Consider the following 16,618-nt stretch of genomic DNA (forward strand, 5'->3'; position numbering starts at 1 on the left):
GTGTCACCATGCCGGGAGCCTGCATGAAAGTCCTTTCTGCTGTGACATTGCCCCGCCGAATATTTCTCTCCGCATGCTTCAGTGTGATCGCCGGTCTCGTACCGACACCCATTCAGGCTCAGAATAACGCCAATCGACCGCTCTTTCCACAGACGGGGACGAATCCCCGCCGGACGGCGTGTGTGGAAGTCGCCGAAAAATGTCGCGGGGCGGTCGTGAACATCCACAGTGAACGCACCATCAGTGCCGCCACTCGAGACCAGTTCTACGAACAGGTTCAATCTTCGCAACGCGTCAACGGCATGGGAACGGGCATTGTCATCGACCCGCGCGGCTATGTGATCACCAATCACCATGTGGTGGACGATGTCCAACTGCTGCGAGTTCGCCTGACCGATGGCTCCAACCTGCTGGCTCGGGTTGTCGCTCGCGATCCCGAAAACGATCTGGCTCTGCTGAAAATCGATCCGGCGAAACCGCTCCCCACGATTCCGCTGGGCACGGCCACCGACCTGATGGATGGTGAACCGGTCATCGCCATTGGTAACGCCTTCGGCTATGAGCACACTATTACCACAGGTATCGTCAGTGCTCAGAAGCGTAACGTCAGCCTGAATAAAGAAGTCTCCTATCGCAATCTGATCCAGACCGATGCCAGCATCAACCCCGGCAACTCCGGCGGACCTTTGTTGAACGTCTACGGCGAGTTGATCGGCGTGAACGTCGCCATTCGCGCCGGGGCGCAGGGAATTGGCTTCACGATCCCGGTCGACCAGATGATCAATGCCGCGTCGGATATGATCAGCCTGCGTCGCCGTACGGGGATCATTCACGGCCTGGGTATTCGCAATATGTTGGATGCGTCTCAGAATCCGATTCGTCGCTGGGCCCTGGTGGATCGCTGCGATGCCAAGTTCCCGGGCGCCGAAGCGGGCCTGCAGATCGGAGATGTCATCGATCGCGTCGGCGAATTCGAAGTGAAAACGAATCTCGACTTCGAACGGGCTCTCATCGATATCCGAAATGGCGAAAAGCTGGTCGTCCTAGGCCGACGGGGTGTGAATGCCAAGGGGGAAGGCGGCGCCGAGTTCAAGTTGGAACTCGTTCTGAAGCCTACTAATTCGGTCAACGCCACGGCAGTTTCCAATAGCGATATCGTCTGGAAGAAATTGGGCATTCGAGTTCAACCGGCCAATGTCGAAACGGTGACCAAAGTGAACGCTCAACTGCACGGCGGCATGACGATTCTCGAAGTGAATACCAATAGCCCAGCCGCCAAGGCCGGATTGCAACGAGGCGATATTCTCATCGGCCTGCATCAGTGGGAAACGATCACCTCGGAGAACATTCAATTCGTGCTGACCCACCCGGACCTGAATAGTTTTACACCCTTGCGATATCACCTAATTCGCAACGGCAAATTGCAGCCCGGCTGGTTTGGCACGATTGATTAGGCCGCATACCACTCACTTTTGATTAACTGCAAGGGTCGGCCAAGAGCCGGCCCTTACTCGTTTCGGTATCTTCCTTTTACTTCAAACCACCGCGCACTCAGCCCGCTTCGAGAATTCTGTTCGTCCCTACTTGCTGCCAGGCATAAAACGGTCGGTAAGTGAAACAGAATCTGATGGAGCTTTCGATGTCCCTCCCTGGTCAGCTAAACATCCCCAATCGCCTGCTTCTGGGCCCCGGTCCCAGTGATGCCCATCCGCGCGTACTCGCGGCCATGGCCAATCCGCTGCTGGGGCATCTCGATCCGGCCTACCTCGAGATTATGAATGAAACTGCGGCTATGCTGCGCGAAGCTTTTCAAACGAAGAATCCGCTGACATTTCCGATCAGCGCGACAGGTATGGCCGGGATGGAAACCTGTCTCGTCAACCTTCTGGAAGCCGGTGACAAAGTCATCATTTGCCAAGCCGGATTTTTCAGCTTAAGGATGGTGGAAGTCGCCACCCGGTGTGGTGCGGAAGTTACCACAATCACCAAGCCCTGGGGGCAGGTATTCGAACTGAGCGAAATTCGCGAGGCACTCCAGCGTATTCGCCCCAAGGCACTCGGAATCGTTCAGGCGGAGACCTCCACCGGGAGCTGGCAGCCGATCGAAGAGCTGGGCAAGCTCTGCCACGAATTCGATTGCCTTCTCGTGGTCGATGCCGTGACGGCTCTGGGATGCATTCCGGTGAAAGTCGATGAATGGGAGATAGATGCCATTTATAGCTGCTCGCAGAAAGGCCTCAGTTGCCCCCCGGGTCTGGCGCCGGTTTCGTTCAGCCCGCGTGCCGAAGCCACTATAAGCAAACGCAAAACCAAGGTTCAGAGTTGGTATCTGGACATGACTTTGCTGAAACAATATTGGGGAGCGGAACGGGCCTATCATCATACGGCCCCGATCTCGATGACCTACGCATTACGCGAAGGTTTGAAAATCGTTCTGGAAGAAGGTTTGGAGAATCGCTGGGCTCGGCATCTGAAAAATCACACCGCTCTCAAAGCGGGGCTTATTGCTCTGGGTCTACACTACACCGCTCAAGACGGCCATCAGTTACCGCAGTTGAATGCGGTTCGAATTCCTGATGGCGTGGATGATATGGCCACGCGAAAAAAATTACTGATGGAATTCGGCATCGAAGTCGGCGGAGGGCTCGGCGATTTCAAAGGTAAGGTTTGGCGCATCGGCCTGATGGGTTACAACAGCAAATCGAGCTCCGTTTTCACTGTACTCGCTGCACTGGAACAGTGCTTGCGCTCGGCGGGCGCGAAAGTGACGCCGGGGTCCGGGGTCGCCGCCGCCGAGTTAGCTTACCAACGTTAGCCAATCGGAAATACACTTTTCGCCAGGTTCGTCGCTATTCCCTCGAATCTGGCTTGTCCGATTTGCCCAACCTATCCCCCTTTCACTGAATCCGTCTTGCGGTTTATAAAGTCCGCCGGTATTGTCCGCACCTGATTATCGATCGAATTTCCGGGGGCGGAATTCATGCGGGGGATAGGATACAGCCTTTTAGCGGCGGTCGGCGCCTGGGCGTTCTGGCCCACTCTTCGCGATCTCGCGGAGAAGTGGCAGCACGATCCGCAGTATTCTCACGGGCTGCTGGTCCCCTTTTTCGTCGCTTATCTAATTCATCGTAAGCGGGAAGACCTCAAACAAATTTCGGCGGTACCCTCCTGGCCTCTAAGTCTGTTATTTCTCTCCACTGCGTTAGGGTGCCGGGCAACATCGGCGATTTTCGATTTTCTGCCTCTCGATGGTTTGGCCCTAATTCTTGTTCTGGCCGGTGCTGTGAGTCTGATTCAAGGAAAAGAGATGCTGAAGACCGTTGCACCGGCTCTCGGATTTCTCTTGTTCGCATTGCCGCTGCCGTACAGCATGGAACGCTGGCTCAGCCAGGATTTACAGCATCTGGCGACTCTCGCCAGCACCTATCTGCTCCAGGCGATCGGGCAGCCGGCGATCAATGAAGGCAATGTGATTCTCATCGATGAAATTAAGCTCGGCATTGTCGAAGCCTGCTCCGGCCTGCGCATGCTGATGACTTTCGCGGCCTTCGCGACGGGAATCACTCTGCTGATCGATCGGAGCTGGGCAACCAAGACCGTTTTAATTCTTAGCGCAATTCCGATCGCCCTGATCGTCAACGTATTACGGATCTCGGCAACCGGCCTGGCCTACGTACTGCTGCGGGAAGCTCCCGAACGGCAGAACATGCTGGGTTTCATTCACGACTTTAATGGCTGGATGATGATGCCGGTCGCTCTGGTCCTGTTCGGGATTGAATTGAAAGTATTGCAATGGTTGCTCGTCGAGCCAGAGAAACTGGAACGGGTGATTTCGTTTCCGATTCGGCGTGAGATGCCAGAAGTACCGGCTCGAAAAGCCGCCTAAGGAATGGGAATTCCGAACCGATGAATCGATCTTCCTTGAACATGCGGCTCTACGAAGGACGTACCGGCGATCGCCTTCCGGCGCGCTCGACGACCTACCTCAAACCCCCGGATTCCCAATCCGCCGGTGCGACCAATCCGTTTCTTAAGTATCTGCTCTATCGCTGGGCTACGATTTTATTCGTGGGAGGATTCCTGGCCGCCGTGCTGGCGGCGGCCGCCTGGTACCTGATTCCTTCCAAATTCACTACCTCGTCGCTGATTCGGATCTCCGCGGAAATTCCCAGCTTAACCGTCGGCGACATCAACAATCGAGCCGATTTCTCAACCTACCTGAAAACACAAGCGGCCATGATCCGCAGTTATGGGGTTCTGCACATCGCTCTGTTGGATCCCAAGATCGCATCCTTGCCGATGATCCGGGAGCAGTCCGATCCGGTCGCTTTTCTGATGGAAGAACTGAAACTCGATTATCAGGATGGCAGCGAACTGCTGCGAATTCAGTTAAGCGGGGACGATCCCCAGGCGATCACCCAGATCGTCAACGCCGTGCAGGACGCCTATTTTCGAGAAGTGGTCGAGGACGAACAGCGTCGTAAGAAGCTTCGCCTCAACCGGCTTGAAGAAACGGTTCACCGCATGAAAGACGAGGTGGAGACCCGTCAGAAACTGGTGCCGCCGGGTACGCCGCTCAAGGTGAGTTCTCAGGTGGTACCGCAACTCGCGGCTAATCAGGTAGTACGCATCAAAGAAATGCTGGCGAATTCTGACTCCGCGATTCGCGCTCAGGAAGACAAGATCACGGGACTGCAGAAACGATTCAACCAGCCTCGTTCGGAGTGGATTGATCCACCGAATATTCTGGAACTCCTGGATCGGGACACGGACATCCAGAAACGCAACGAACGTATGCAGAGCGTGCAAATTCGCATTGATGAGTACAAGCGGGTCTTCCAGAACTTGGATACCACCCAGTTCAAAGAACTGCAGGAGAAGTTGATCGAGGAAACAAAATTGAGGGATGAACTCCGCGAAAAGAGACTGAACGAATATCGCGCGGCCCACATCCCACTGCTCAGTCAGCAACTCAAACGTCAGTATGACGAGGCCAAAGAGCTCCTCGCTCAACAACGGCACTACAAGAGGGAATTGGAAAAGCAGCTTTCCGAATACCAGGGGATGCTGGACTCCGAACTCGCCAGTAACGAGAAACCACTCGACTATACCGTCTTAGAAATTCAGGATCGGCAGAATATCATCACCAACCTGATCGACCGCTCCAATCTTTTGAGAATTGAATTGGATGCTCCGGCTCGGGTCCGTCCCCTTCAACCGGCCATCGTTCCTCAAAAACGAGATTACCGTCGACAGATTCTCGGTAGCATCGTTGCCGCGCTTTTCGGGTTCGGTCTGATTTCGTTCAGCGTCGTGGCCTATGAATCGGCTCTCAAACGAACGACTGCGAGTGCCGATCTGACTCGGTTGGCTCCGATTCTGGGCGTGATTCCTGAAGTTCTCAATCGGCCGCGTGTAGAAGAGTCGCTCGATAAACTTCGCGGATTGCTCGTCGAACAGGTGAGTCCGAACAGCCGGTTGATCGTGGTTAGCAGTGCTCGCGAGGAAGACGGCAAGAATTATCTGAGCTGGCAATTGGCTCTTAGCTTCGAACGCGCAGGCGTAAAAACGCTGCTGGTCGATTTCGACCTCCGCCAACCCCGGCTTCATCGCTTCTGCAAGACCGATAACGACGGGGGCGTCTGCGATCTCTTAATCGATAACTATGACGTCCGAGCCCATATTCGAACCGCGCCCGATGGCCTGGCTTTCCTGCCAGCAGGGGCCTGGTGCGATCTGGTGCGCCGGGAACTGGTGCCCGATCGTTTGGAATCCTTCTTCCAGCGACTTCGCCAGGCATTCGATGTGATCGTCGTGAATACTCATCCGGTACTGAATGTCGCCGAGACCTACCCGATCGCCAAATTTGCCGATGCGATTCTGTTGAGCGTGAAAAAACATCACAGCCGGCTGGAATTGATCGAGCGGGCCAAGGATAAAATTGTCGGCCTCACGCCTTCGCTGTTTGGCTTGGTCCTCAATGGCGGCAATGAAAACGAGTGCTGGAACTAGAGCTATGAAACCGCAAGCGTTCTTCATCCTGGCAATCGTCCTGGTCGGCAGTAGTCTGGTCCACGGCCATTACTCCGGCCGCTGGGAAGATTTCACCGAAATCCGACCTGTACTGAATCAGTTGCCTGAGCATATGGGGGACTGGACCCCGGGAAATTTTTTGAAAATCGATAGTCGGGAGCTGGCTTTTCAATCCTCGGCCGAGCATCGCATCATCCGGCACGTTCCCTCCAACCGTAATATCGTTCTATCGCTGACGAGTGGCCGTCCTGCCGTGGTGGCCGTGCACACCCCCGATGTCTGTTACGTCGGCTCCGGGTTCCAGGCAATGACGCAGGCACGAAGAGTGGAAGTGCCGACCGAACAAGGACCTGCTACCCTCTGGTGCTGCGATTTTCAGAAAAATGAAGAGCGCATTCGCGTCTACTGGAGCTGGAGCGACGGCAGTCGCTGGCAAGCCCCGGATTCTCCCCGCTGGCAGTTTGCCCGCACGTTGAGACTATGGAAGTTGTATGTCGTGCATCCCCTGGAAACGGGGGATGATTGGACGGTAAATGAAGATTCGCTCAACAGTGCATCGCCCCTGCTGAACGCCCTCTCAGCGGCAATACGACGTTAACGAGAAATCGCATGGAAGCGACTATAGAACCCGAAATAGAGCAACGCCGTAAGTCCGTACTGGGCCGGCGTTCTTTACTTTCAGCGGCCGCGAAAGGTCCACTGCCGGAAGTGCATCTTCCGTTCGCGTTGAAACTTTATTCGAGCAAACGATTTCTGGATGTGATGCTGGCAGTGCCGCTTTTGATTCTCTCTCTCCCCCTGATGTTCCTCTGCGGTATTTGGATTAAGCTGGTTTCTCTGGGACCGGTGATCTACACGCAAGTCCGGCTTGGCCTGAAAGGCAAACCTTACACGATCTACAAGTTGCGAACGATGCTGGTCGACTGCGAAAAAGCCACGGGCCCCATCTGGTCCCCGGCCGATGATCGACGGATCATTTGGGGAGGACAATTTCTCCGTCGCTGGCACCTGGATGAATTGCCGCAGCTCTGGAATGTAATTATCGGAGATATGTCACTCATCGGGCCGCGTCCCGAACGACCGGAAATCATTCTGGAACTGCAGAAAGATATACCGGAAGTCACGCAGCGACTAGCCGTGCGGCCGGGAATCACAGGTTTAGCGCAGGTGACCTTGCCCCCCGATAACACCGTTTTAGCCTTCCGCCGTAAGACCGAACTCGATCTTCAGTACATTCGCGAAGGATGTTTGGATCTCGATTTGCAGATTCTGACCTGGACCTTTTTGAAAGAAATGGGGCTCCGGCAGAATTGGATCTACCCGCGTGTGCAGCATGGCTAGCAATCGCCCGACAATTTCGGTTTTACTTCCCGTGCGTAATGAAGGTCGGTTTCTGTGCAAAACGCTGGAATCCCTTCAGCAACAGGACTTGGGCGATGGCGAATTCGAAATTCTTCTGGCCGATGGCGATTCGACCGATAACACGCTGGAGATCGCCCGGAAGATCGGCAAAACTTGTCCGCAATTGCGTATTTTTTCCAATCCTGAGCGCTGGTCGAGTGTTGGCCGGAACATGGGAATTCAAAATGCCCACGGCCAGTACCTGATTGTCATCGATGGGCACTGTGAGATCCCGTCGAAAGACTATCTTCGCCGGGTGATCGAAGTGTTCGAACAGACCGGCGCAGACTCTCTTGGCCGGCCTCAACCGCTGCGTTGTTCTAAGCCCACTTATTTCCAAGTGGCCGTGCAGAAGGCCCGAACCAGCTGGTTGGGACACAATCCCGATTCGGCCGTGTTCTCCCGCAAGGCAAAGTTTCTTAAAGCGGAAAATGTGGCGGTGGCTTATCGCCGCGAAGTGTTCGATCAGATCGGCTTGTTCGATGAAAAATTCGACGTTTGCGAAGATGTGGATTTCAATCGTCGTCTCGATGCGGCGGGCTTGACCTGTTATTTTTCTCCGAAAATTGGAATCGATTATCGGCCCCGCAGCAGTATTGCCGCGTTATTCCGACAGATGTTTCGGTATGGAGTCGGTCGAGCCCGACTGGCTCGTAAAGATTCCCAATCACTGACCGTAGCCGCCCTGGCGCCGCCTCTATTCGTCATCGCCTTGATCTTGGCACCGGCTATTGCCTGGGCTTCCTCTCTCGGAACGTTACTCGCCTTGATTTTTTGGGGAAGCTATCTGGGCTGCACCGCCTGGGAAGCCCTCCGAAAAAGTGCTCGACAGCCACTGCCCGGCTTGTTGATGCCCTGTGTGTTTCTAGCCATCCACTGCGGGTTCGGATTTGGTTTTTGGGCGGAAATGCTCACGCCACGGTGGAGATTCCGGTTGCCGAAACAGTATCAAAATTCTCGCGTGGTTTCTTTCGAGACCAGCACTCATATCCTCTCGGAAATTGACCCCGCATCCGCAAATAAACGACTGCCTTCAGAAGAGGATTAACTGGGATTCCCAAGAACGCTGAGAATCTCCACAAGTTTTTGCCATTCGCTGGTGAGCTGAGCATCGGCATTACCCCAAATGACGCAATCGAGGCTATGACCGTTTTTTCGGAGCGTCATCATTCCCGCCGTCGTGCTGAATCGGATTTCCTTCCAGCCATCCTCCGGCTCTTCATTGGGAAAAGCGGGAAGATTATCGATCATTTTAATGGCTAGCGGCAAAAGTGCTTTCGCAGCCGCCGCCTGGATCGCCGACCAGGAAGGTATGCCCTGACTAAATGAAACCGACTTTGACATCCCCATCAAATCTTCCTTTTGGAATGCAATCCCGTTGGACAACTTTCATTTTAGGGATGAGCGGTCGAAGGATCATAGTGACTGCTGGCCGGATCGTAGGGATCCAGCGACGCACTCTCGATTCCCGAACGGCCTCGCAACAAAGCGAATATCGATGGCAATAACAGCAGCGTGGAAAGTGTCGAAAAAATCAAGCCGCCGATAACTGCCAAGCCGAGCGGCTTCGCTTGCTCGCCTCCTTCGGTGAAACCGAACCCCATCGGTACCATCCCGACCAACATGGCACAACTGGTCATCAAAATAGCCCGGAATCGGGCTTTAGCTCCGTCCCGGGCAGCCGCGCGTGCATCGCCGCCATTAGCCCGGCGTGCCCGTTCCGCAAAGGTCACCAGTAGGATGGCATTTGCAGTCGCAACCCCCATGACCATGATTGCACCCATGAAAGATTGCAGATTTAAAGTGTTGCCGCTGATCCAGAGAATCAGGCCTACACCCGTCAACGCGGCCGGGATGGAAGTGACGGAAATCAACCCCAGTATAAACGATTGGAAGTAGGCACTGAGCAAAAGAAAGATGATCAAAATTGCCATCAACAAACCAAAGCTTAGTCCTTTTATAATCTGGCTGAGCGGTTCGAGTTGCCCACGGATATCGACGATCAGGCCGCGCGGCTTTTCACCCGCCGCCACGATCGCTCTTTCCACATCCTTCCTCAGACGGCCCAGGTCTTCTCCCTCTACGTTGGCCACAAGGCTGATATACCGCCGCATGTTGTAGCGATCGATTTCACCGGCAGTCACCTTTTCCGTGACCGTGGCCACATCCCGAAGCAGCAGCGAAGGCCTGTCCATCGTGTCCGACATGCTGATGTCGCCGCCGTGGTTGTTACTTCGAACCACGGTCATTCCCAGTTCCTTGCTGGAATTCATCTTCTGAATCGGCACTTGAATCTGAATCAGATAAGAGTGGCCGGTTGCGGGATCGGGCCAGTAGATCGGTCGCATGAATCGGCTGGAGGACGTGGCGGCGATCAGTGCATTCGAGATATTCTCGGTGGTCAAATTGCTCATAGCCGCCTTTTGTCGATCGATCTTCACATCGATGGTGGGATAATCCTGCGGTTGAACGGACTTGAGATCGCGTAAGGCTTTAATCTTCGACAATTGCTGGCGAACTTTTTCTGCATATTCGATGCTGTCCGCGATCTTCGGGCTGCTGATCACGATCTCCAGCGGCGTGGGAGCACCAAAACTCATCACCTCGTTGATGATGTCGGCCGGCTCAAAAGAGAGTTGCAATTTATTCAGACGATTTTCGATTTCCTGACTACTCAATCCTTCCAGGGTCCATTGATTCGTCAGCCAGACACCCAATTTCTGGGGCAGCACCGACCGAAGTTTTTCTTTCATGGCGGCCAAGTCGTTTTTCGCCTCCGCCTTCAAGGCCACCTTCATAAAGGCTTCTTCCGGCCCGCTAGTCCACTGGTAAAGTGCCTGTACCGGATAGGAGCTGGGTATCATCCCAACGTAACCGACACTGTTGGCGATATTGTTGGCACCGATCTCTTCTTTTAGGATCTTGAGAGCCTGCTGCATGATTTCTTCGGTTCTCTCGATCCGAGTACCCGTTGGAGCGCGCAGTCGGAGCTGGAACTGACCGTTGTCGGAGCGTGGGAAAATATCGAGTCCTACTTGCGTGGTCAGAAAGAAAATTGCCAGCCCAGCTGCAGCCAGATAAATAGGAACCACCAGGAAGCGGAGTCGAATGGTCGAGTTCAACAGAAACTGATAAATGCGTGAATCGCTCGGCTTATCGGCTTCGAAATGTTTATGATTCTTCAGCAACCAGACCGACACAACGGGGACGAAAGTGGAAGAGAGCATGTAGGAAGCGATCATGGCGAAACCGACGGCCAGAGACAACGGGATAAAAAGAGCTTTGGCCGAGCCTTCCATGAAGAAAGAAGGTAAAAAGACCGCCAGGATGCAGAGCATCGCCAGCAGACGAGGAACCGCCGTTTCGGCATTTCCTCTTCGTACCGCCTGGGCAATGCTGTCCGTTTTCTCCATCTGCGTATGAATGTTTTCCACTTCCACAGTCGCTTCATCGACGAGAATACCGACGGCCAGAGCGAGACCGCCGAGCGACATGATGTTGATTGTGTTACCCGACAGCCAGAGCCCAATCACGGCGGCAAGAATTGCTAGCGGAATATTCAACACCACGACAATCACACTGCGCCAATCTTTCAGGAAAATCAGCACCATCAAACCGGTAAGCATGGCTCCAATGGCCCCTTCGATGCCTACTCCCCACATGGCATTCGTTACGATCGGCGACTGGTCGAAAATGAAATCGAGCTTCACATCTTCGGGTACCGTTTCCCGCAGCCTCGGCAACTCGGCCTTCAGGCGATTCACCACATCCAGAGTGGAAGCATTCGCCCTTTTGGTCACCAGCATATAGTTCGAGCGCCGGCCATCGACGAGAACGTAACCCGTGGCAATATCGCTGGTGTGATCGTTTATATCGGCAACATCGCGCAGAAAGACCGGTTTGAGGCCCGTTCGAACAGCAATGTCGCCCAATTCTTTCGCAGGGGATTTACCCACCGCGGCGTTGGTATTGACCAGGTACATCAGGTCGTTCACGCGCACATTGCCCGGTGGAACGATGGGATTACCACTTGCGACGGCATTCGTGACATCTTCGGGAGTCAGGTTCAACGACCGGAGTTTTTCTGGATCAAGTCCGATTACTACCGCTTTCTGATTTCCGCCGAAAGCTGGTGGCGACGAGATCCCATCGATACTGGCGAACATCGGCCGAACCCGCTGCGTGGCAAAATCCTGAATCTCCGTGATCGATCGCGATTCGCTGGAAATGACCAGATAGCCGACGACGGCAGTGTCGGTATCGACACGGGCAACGAAGGGCGGCACCGAGCCCGGCGGCATGAAAGCCCGCGCTCGGTTGACGGCCGCCACAACTTCACTCATCGCCTGGGGCATATCCGTACCGGGCTGGAAGTAGACTTTTAATAAGGCGTAAGATTGAATGTTTTTGGCTTCAACGTGATGGATACCATTTACATAAAAGAAATGAGATTCAAAGAAGTAAGTCATCAGTGCTTCAATTTGCGGGGGGCTCATGCCGCCGTAAGGTTGAGCGATGACGATAGAGGGTAAATTCAATGAAGGGAAAACGTCCACTTTGACGCGGCTTCCCGCCAAAATAGAACCCGAAATGATGGCCAAAACACCTACGAGCACGGTGATCGGATGGCGAAGAGCAAACTGGATTGGGTTCATATCTGAAAGAACAAAAATTAGGTTCGTCAGCGCGAATTGACTACGCGGACGGTGAAACTCGGCCGGGTTACATCTTTATACTAACTGCCGACACATTTAGATCTGGTCGAAATCCGTTCAGCTTTCCCAGAAGTTCCGGTATAACTCCCAGGTTTCCCAATCTTCCGGGTTTGACGAGTAATCTCAAATTAGGGAGAAATTGGCCCACCGGGATACTCATTGAATGTTATCATGATAGTTTTTAATCTCTCAATGCGGATAAAGTGGGTAATCTGTAGAAAGATGAGAGACATCGAGACGCTCAGCAAGGAATCAGCCAGCGTTACCAATCGCACAGGACCAGCCGCGATGCGGGACGGAGGTTTTTCGGCCATGCGCCGTGTAGTTGTCACAGGATTAGGGGTGGTGGCCCCCAACGGCATAGGTCGGGAAGAATTCTGGTCCAGCTGCGTCGCAGGACGTAGCGGGATCAGTACGATTTCAGCCTTTGATTCGAAAACATTCCCCATCAATGTTGCCGGAGAAGTTAAGCAATTCGACGCTACGCCGTTCGTTCCAGAATCTTCACGTAAATCGCTGAAGATCATGGGTCGGGCAGCCAAGTTCGGGTTGGGCGCTGCCGGTCTGGCTTTGCAAGACAGCGGCATCGATATGCGCACGGAAGATCCGGGCATGGTCGGCGTCGTCATGGGCACCGGCCTGGTACCCATCGACATGTCCGAAATTATGCCTCTTCTTCGCAAAGTCATGAACGAGGAAGGCCACTTTGACCTGACAAAGCTGGATGCGGGCGGGGGGTCACCTATCTTTCCGCTCTGGCTGCTAAAATATTTGCCCAACATGGTAGCTGCCCATATTTCGATGGCCTTTAATGCTCAAGGACCCAACAGCACAATCACGACTGCTTGCGTGGCGGGGACCCAGGCGGTCGGCGAAGGATTTCGCATGATTTCCCGGGGTGAGGCCGACGTCTGTCTGGCGGGAGGGGCCGATAGCCGATTGGATCCTCTGCTGCTGATGGCGTACACCGCTCTTGGAACTCTAAGCCGCCGAACCGACTTGCCGCCAGAACAGATTTCCCGACCGTTTGATCGCCTGCGGGATGGATTCGTCTTGGGCGAAGGGTCTGGTGTTTTGGTTCTCGAAGATTTCGACCGGGCCCGAAAACGGGGAGCCAAGATTTACGCCGAGATCCTGGGTTTCGGCAGCAGCTTTGATGCTTATTCGATCACCAAGCCGGATCCCGAGGGCAAAGGGGGCGCTCGAGCCATTCGTAACGCTCTGAATGAGGCGAAGGTCTCCACGGAAGATGTTCGTTACATCAACGCTCACGGCACCAGCACTCGACTGAACGACTGCATGGAGACCAATGCGGTTAAACATGCCTTTGGCGAGCATAAAGCCCGGATGGTGCCGATTTCATCGATCAAGTCGATGATTGGGCACTCCATCGGGGCCAGCGGGGCCATCGAAGCGGTCGCTCTGGCTCTCACATTGAGCGAAAGTGTGACGCCGCCGACGATTAATCTGACTCACCCGGACCCGGTTTGCGATCTGGATTACATTCCTAACGTCGCTCGTGATTGGGCTCCCGCCGTGGCCATTTCCACGAGCTTCGGATTCGGGGGACAAAACGGGGCCCTGGTCATGCGGGCGATGTAATTGGGCCCGGCCTTTTCTCAGCCGCCTATACTTCAGGTAGAGGTAATCTTCTCCTGAGGTAACTGCGATGGTTCAGGTTAAAGTTTTCAATTCCCGGGGTGAGTTGGTTGGCCCCTTAAGCGTTCCCAAGATCACCAAAGCGGACGCCGAGTGGCAGGCTCAGCTGAGCCCGACCCAGTACACTATCGCACGCAATAAAGGAACAGAACGCCCCTTCTGCGGAACCCTTCTGGATAACAAAAAGAAGGGAATTTATTCCTGCGTCTGTTGCGGGCTTCCCCTGTTCGCCTCCACGGCCAAATTCAACTCCGGAACTGGTTGGCCTAGCTTTTTCATAGCTGTAGCACCCGAAAATGTCGTAACGGCGAGCGATCGATCGCACGGCATGATCCGCGACGAGATTCTCTGTTCCCGCTGCGACTGCCATTTAGGACACGTCTTCGAGGATGGTCCGGCCCCAACGGGATTGCGTTACTGCGTAAACTCGGAATCTCTGGTGTTCACAGATGAATCTGAAGTGGCGAAATTGGCCGAGATTTAGCTACAGAAATTCAGACCCGATTTGTACAATTTTGGAACGCGCAGGACTGCATTTCTGCACATGTTTTAACAATCGCTTGAACGATCCAATTTCAGTAATGATCCTCCTCTCTGAAGGAGGGTTGCGGGTTGTTCGGATTATCCTTTCCGAGTTGAACAGGCTGCTCAAAAACACCGCAGAATCCCCATATTTCCAAATAAGATGGGGTATATTGGATTGTTTTGAAAGATTTACAAACAGAACGGCTCTCACGAGGGTTTGAGTAGAAGAAATCAATCGGGCAATTTAGTTAATGGCATCAGATTTGCTTGATTGCAGTCGTCACTCACCAGTGTGGGTACAAGTTGAAAGAAAGGGAGGAAAGTACCATGGCCAGACGCGATGCACTCCTCCGATTGCACAAGACTTTGACTCAGCGTCGTGTGGAACTCCAGCGGCGTATGGGGATGGAACTCGAAGATCTTGCGAAACAATCCACGGGGGATACAGCAGATATTGCTTTCGACACCAGCGGTGAAGAAATTTCTTCGCAGTTGGCGGAAATTGAAAGCCGGGAATTAGTTCAAATTGATCGGGCGCTGAAACGCCTGAAAAATGGCACATACGGTTTATGCGAAATCTGCAACAAGCGGATTCCGGTAGCCCGGCTCGATGCCTTACCTTACAGTACAGTCTGTATCGGCTGCCAGAGAGATCTGGAAGACGATCCGAGCATGATTGAAGACCGTACCAATCTCGATTGGGAACGCGTCAACGATCACGATCCTTATAGTTCCGACCGGAAGGTAAACCTTTCCGATCTGGAATTGGATATGGCTCGTTAAGTACAATTCCTGAAATTAAAGCCTGGACCCATCGAGTTTTCTCGGTGGGTCTTTTTCGTGTTCTCCCACTCTCCACACATTTCCAACCCACTGAACCTCCAACGTTCGACTAAACGATTGGCAGGATGTCGCTGATTTGCTTTTTGTAACGCCTCCTGTATACAATTTTGCGAATCCTGGCAGGGAATTTCTCATTCCTCGCTTCAGTCCACCGTTTAGAGTTACAGAAGAACGGTTCATGGATGCACCAGTTTCAATACGCGTCCGCTTGCGAAGATGCCAAAGCAGGCCGACCCAGTAGGGAGCAGTAAAACATCCATGAGACGTGTTGGTTTTTCTTTTTTCCTAGGCGCTTGCGCCTTCGTCGGTGGCACGGCCGGTACGGTAATTCTCAGCCAGATTAACACCGTTCACGCCGATCCCCGCCGTCCTCAAGACATTCAATTGCTTTCGGAATCCTTCGAACAAGTTGCCCGGCGGGTTTCCCCCACTGTGGTCGCTATCGAAGCGGTTAAGTCCCCCGCCGCCAATTCCCCGAATGCGAAAAGCAAACCGGTGGAAGAATCGGGTTCGGGTGTACTGATTCGATTCGAAGGGATGAAAGGCACGCTGGTTATTACCAACAACCACGTGATCTCCGGTGCCAAAGCGGAACAGATTACCGTCAATCTGGCAGACAATCGACTGCTCAAACCGATTAAAGTCTGGGCCGATCCGGAGTCGGATATCGCCTGCTTATTACTCGATATCGACAATTTACCCACGGCCAATTTCGCAGACAGCGACCGGATTCGAGTGGGCCAGTTTGTTCTGGCCTTCGGTTCTCCGTTCGGCTTGAACCAGACCGTTACACACGGCATCATCAGTGCCAAGGAACGCGGCCAGGTGAGCCTCGGTACCACGATTCGAATCAAGGAATTCCTCCAGACTGACGCCGCCATCAATCCGGGATCCAGCGGCGGTCCACTGCTCAATCTCGATGGTGAAATTGTCGGGATCAACACGGCGATCGCCTCCCACTCCGGCAGCAACAGCGGCGTGGCCTTCAGCATTCCTTCCAATCTGGTCAAGCGGATCGCCAAACAATTAGTCGAGCGGGGTTCGGTCACGCGTGGATATCTTGGCGTGCAACTTTCAGGCAGTATTGACCCGAATGACGCCTTGAGACTGGGAATGTCGAAATCCGAAGGGGCTCTCGTCGAAGCAGTCTATCCGGAAACACCGGCCGCCAGCGCAGGCTTGCGAGCGAACGATGTGATCCTGAAAGTTGATGATGTGATCATCAAAAGCGATAATCATCTCATCAATCTGATAAGTGCTTTACCCGCAGGACAAAAGGTGAAGCTCCAGCTGTGGCGGGACAAAAAAAGTATCGTGATCGAGGCCATCGTAGGCGATTGGGAGCGAGCTCAGGCTCGTCTTAAAGCCTCGCCCATGAATTGATCGAGCCGAGAAAACAGCGGCAATGAATGCTGTAAGATGATTGCGTAATTGCCGCTGCC

13 protein-coding genes are annotated in these 16,618 nt (G+C 53.8%); 11 read left to right on the forward strand and 2 right to left on the reverse strand.

What is annotated here, in order from left to right:
* Positions 1 to 23 precede the first annotated feature (23 nt).
* The 7 genes from KIH39_RS16295 (at position 24) to KIH39_RS16325 (ending at position 8,482) form a co-directional block, all read left to right on the forward strand.
* Positions 24 to 1,454, forward strand: a complete 1,431-nt coding sequence (locus KIH39_RS16295) for a trypsin-like peptidase domain-containing protein (RefSeq protein WP_246539318.1) — start codon at positions 24 to 26, stop codon at positions 1,452 to 1,454.
* Positions 1,455 to 1,639: 185 nt separating this feature from the next.
* Complete coding sequence (locus KIH39_RS16300; protein ID WP_213494280.1) at positions 1,640 to 2,815, forward strand: pyridoxal-phosphate-dependent aminotransferase family protein; 1,176 nt, start codon at positions 1,640 to 1,642, stop codon at positions 2,813 to 2,815.
* A 165-nt stretch (positions 2,816 to 2,980) separates the two neighbouring features.
* Entirely contained in the window at positions 2,981 to 3,886 is a 906-nt protein-coding gene (locus KIH39_RS16305; RefSeq protein ID WP_213494281.1) for an exosortase/archaeosortase family protein, read from the forward strand.
* A 20-nt stretch (positions 3,887 to 3,906) separates the two neighbouring features.
* Positions 3,907 to 6,012 carry a tyrosine-protein kinase domain-containing protein gene (locus tag KIH39_RS16310; RefSeq protein WP_213494282.1) on the forward strand — a complete coding sequence of 702 codons (2,106 nt, stop codon included), beginning with the start codon at positions 3,907 to 3,909 and terminating at the stop codon, positions 6,010 to 6,012.
* Positions 6,013 to 6,016: 4 nt separating this feature from the next.
* Positions 6,017 to 6,631: an exosortase-associated EpsI family protein gene (locus KIH39_RS16315; protein WP_213494283.1), complete on the forward strand. Its 615-nt coding sequence runs from the start codon at positions 6,017 to 6,019 to the stop codon at positions 6,629 to 6,631.
* Between the two features lie 11 nt (positions 6,632 to 6,642).
* Entirely contained in the window at positions 6,643 to 7,374 is a 732-nt protein-coding gene (locus KIH39_RS16320; protein ID WP_213494284.1) for a sugar transferase, read from the forward strand.
* Complete coding sequence (locus KIH39_RS16325) at positions 7,367 to 8,482, forward strand: glycosyltransferase family 2 protein (protein WP_213494285.1); 1,116 nt, start codon at positions 7,367 to 7,369, stop codon at positions 8,480 to 8,482. The genes KIH39_RS16320 and KIH39_RS16325 overlap by 8 nt, the downstream gene beginning before the upstream one ends.
* On the opposite strand, the gene KIH39_RS16330 is transcribed toward KIH39_RS16325, so the two are convergent.
* Both KIH39_RS16330 and KIH39_RS16335 read right to left on the reverse strand, forming a co-directional pair.
* Positions 8,479 to 8,778: a hypothetical protein gene (locus KIH39_RS16330; protein ID WP_213494286.1), complete on the reverse strand. Its 300-nt coding sequence runs from the start codon at positions 8,776 to 8,778 to the stop codon at positions 8,479 to 8,481. The two genes, KIH39_RS16325 and KIH39_RS16330, sit on opposite strands and share 4 nt — an antisense overlap.
* 50 nt (positions 8,779 to 8,828) lie before the next feature.
* On the reverse strand, positions 8,829 to 12,089 hold the full coding sequence (locus KIH39_RS16335) for an efflux RND transporter permease subunit (protein ID WP_213494287.1): 3,261 nt from the start codon (positions 12,087 to 12,089) through the stop codon (positions 8,829 to 8,831).
* A gap of 372 nt (positions 12,090 to 12,461) precedes the next feature.
* On the opposite strand from KIH39_RS16335, the gene KIH39_RS16340 reads away from it, so the two are divergent.
* The 4 genes from KIH39_RS16340 to KIH39_RS16355 all read left to right on the forward strand — a co-directional run bounded on the left by KIH39_RS16340 (position 12,462) and on the right by KIH39_RS16355 (position 16,559).
* Positions 12,462 to 13,751: a beta-ketoacyl-[acyl-carrier-protein] synthase family protein gene (locus KIH39_RS16340; protein WP_213494288.1), complete on the forward strand. Its 1,290-nt coding sequence runs from the start codon at positions 12,462 to 12,464 to the stop codon at positions 13,749 to 13,751.
* Positions 13,752 to 13,818: 67 nt separating this feature from the next.
* Positions 13,819 to 14,292 (forward strand): peptide-methionine (R)-S-oxide reductase MsrB, encoded by a 474-nt coding sequence (gene msrB / locus KIH39_RS16345; RefSeq protein ID WP_213494289.1) that lies wholly within the window; start codon positions 13,819 to 13,821, stop codon positions 14,290 to 14,292.
* Positions 14,293 to 14,660: 368 nt separating this feature from the next.
* On the forward strand, positions 14,661 to 15,116 hold the full coding sequence (locus KIH39_RS16350) for a TraR/DksA family transcriptional regulator (protein ID WP_213494290.1): 456 nt from the start codon (positions 14,661 to 14,663) through the stop codon (positions 15,114 to 15,116).
* 318 nt (positions 15,117 to 15,434) lie between these two features.
* On the forward strand, positions 15,435 to 16,559 hold the full coding sequence (locus tag KIH39_RS16355; RefSeq protein WP_213494291.1) for a S1C family serine protease: 1,125 nt from the start codon (positions 15,435 to 15,437) through the stop codon (positions 16,557 to 16,559).
* The last annotated feature ends 59 nt before the right edge of the window (positions 16,560 to 16,618 follow it).

It is taken from the genome of Telmatocola sphagniphila, from assembly GCF_018398935.1.
Classification (GTDB): Bacteria; Planctomycetota; Planctomycetia; order Gemmatales; family Gemmataceae; genus Telmatocola; species Telmatocola sphagniphila.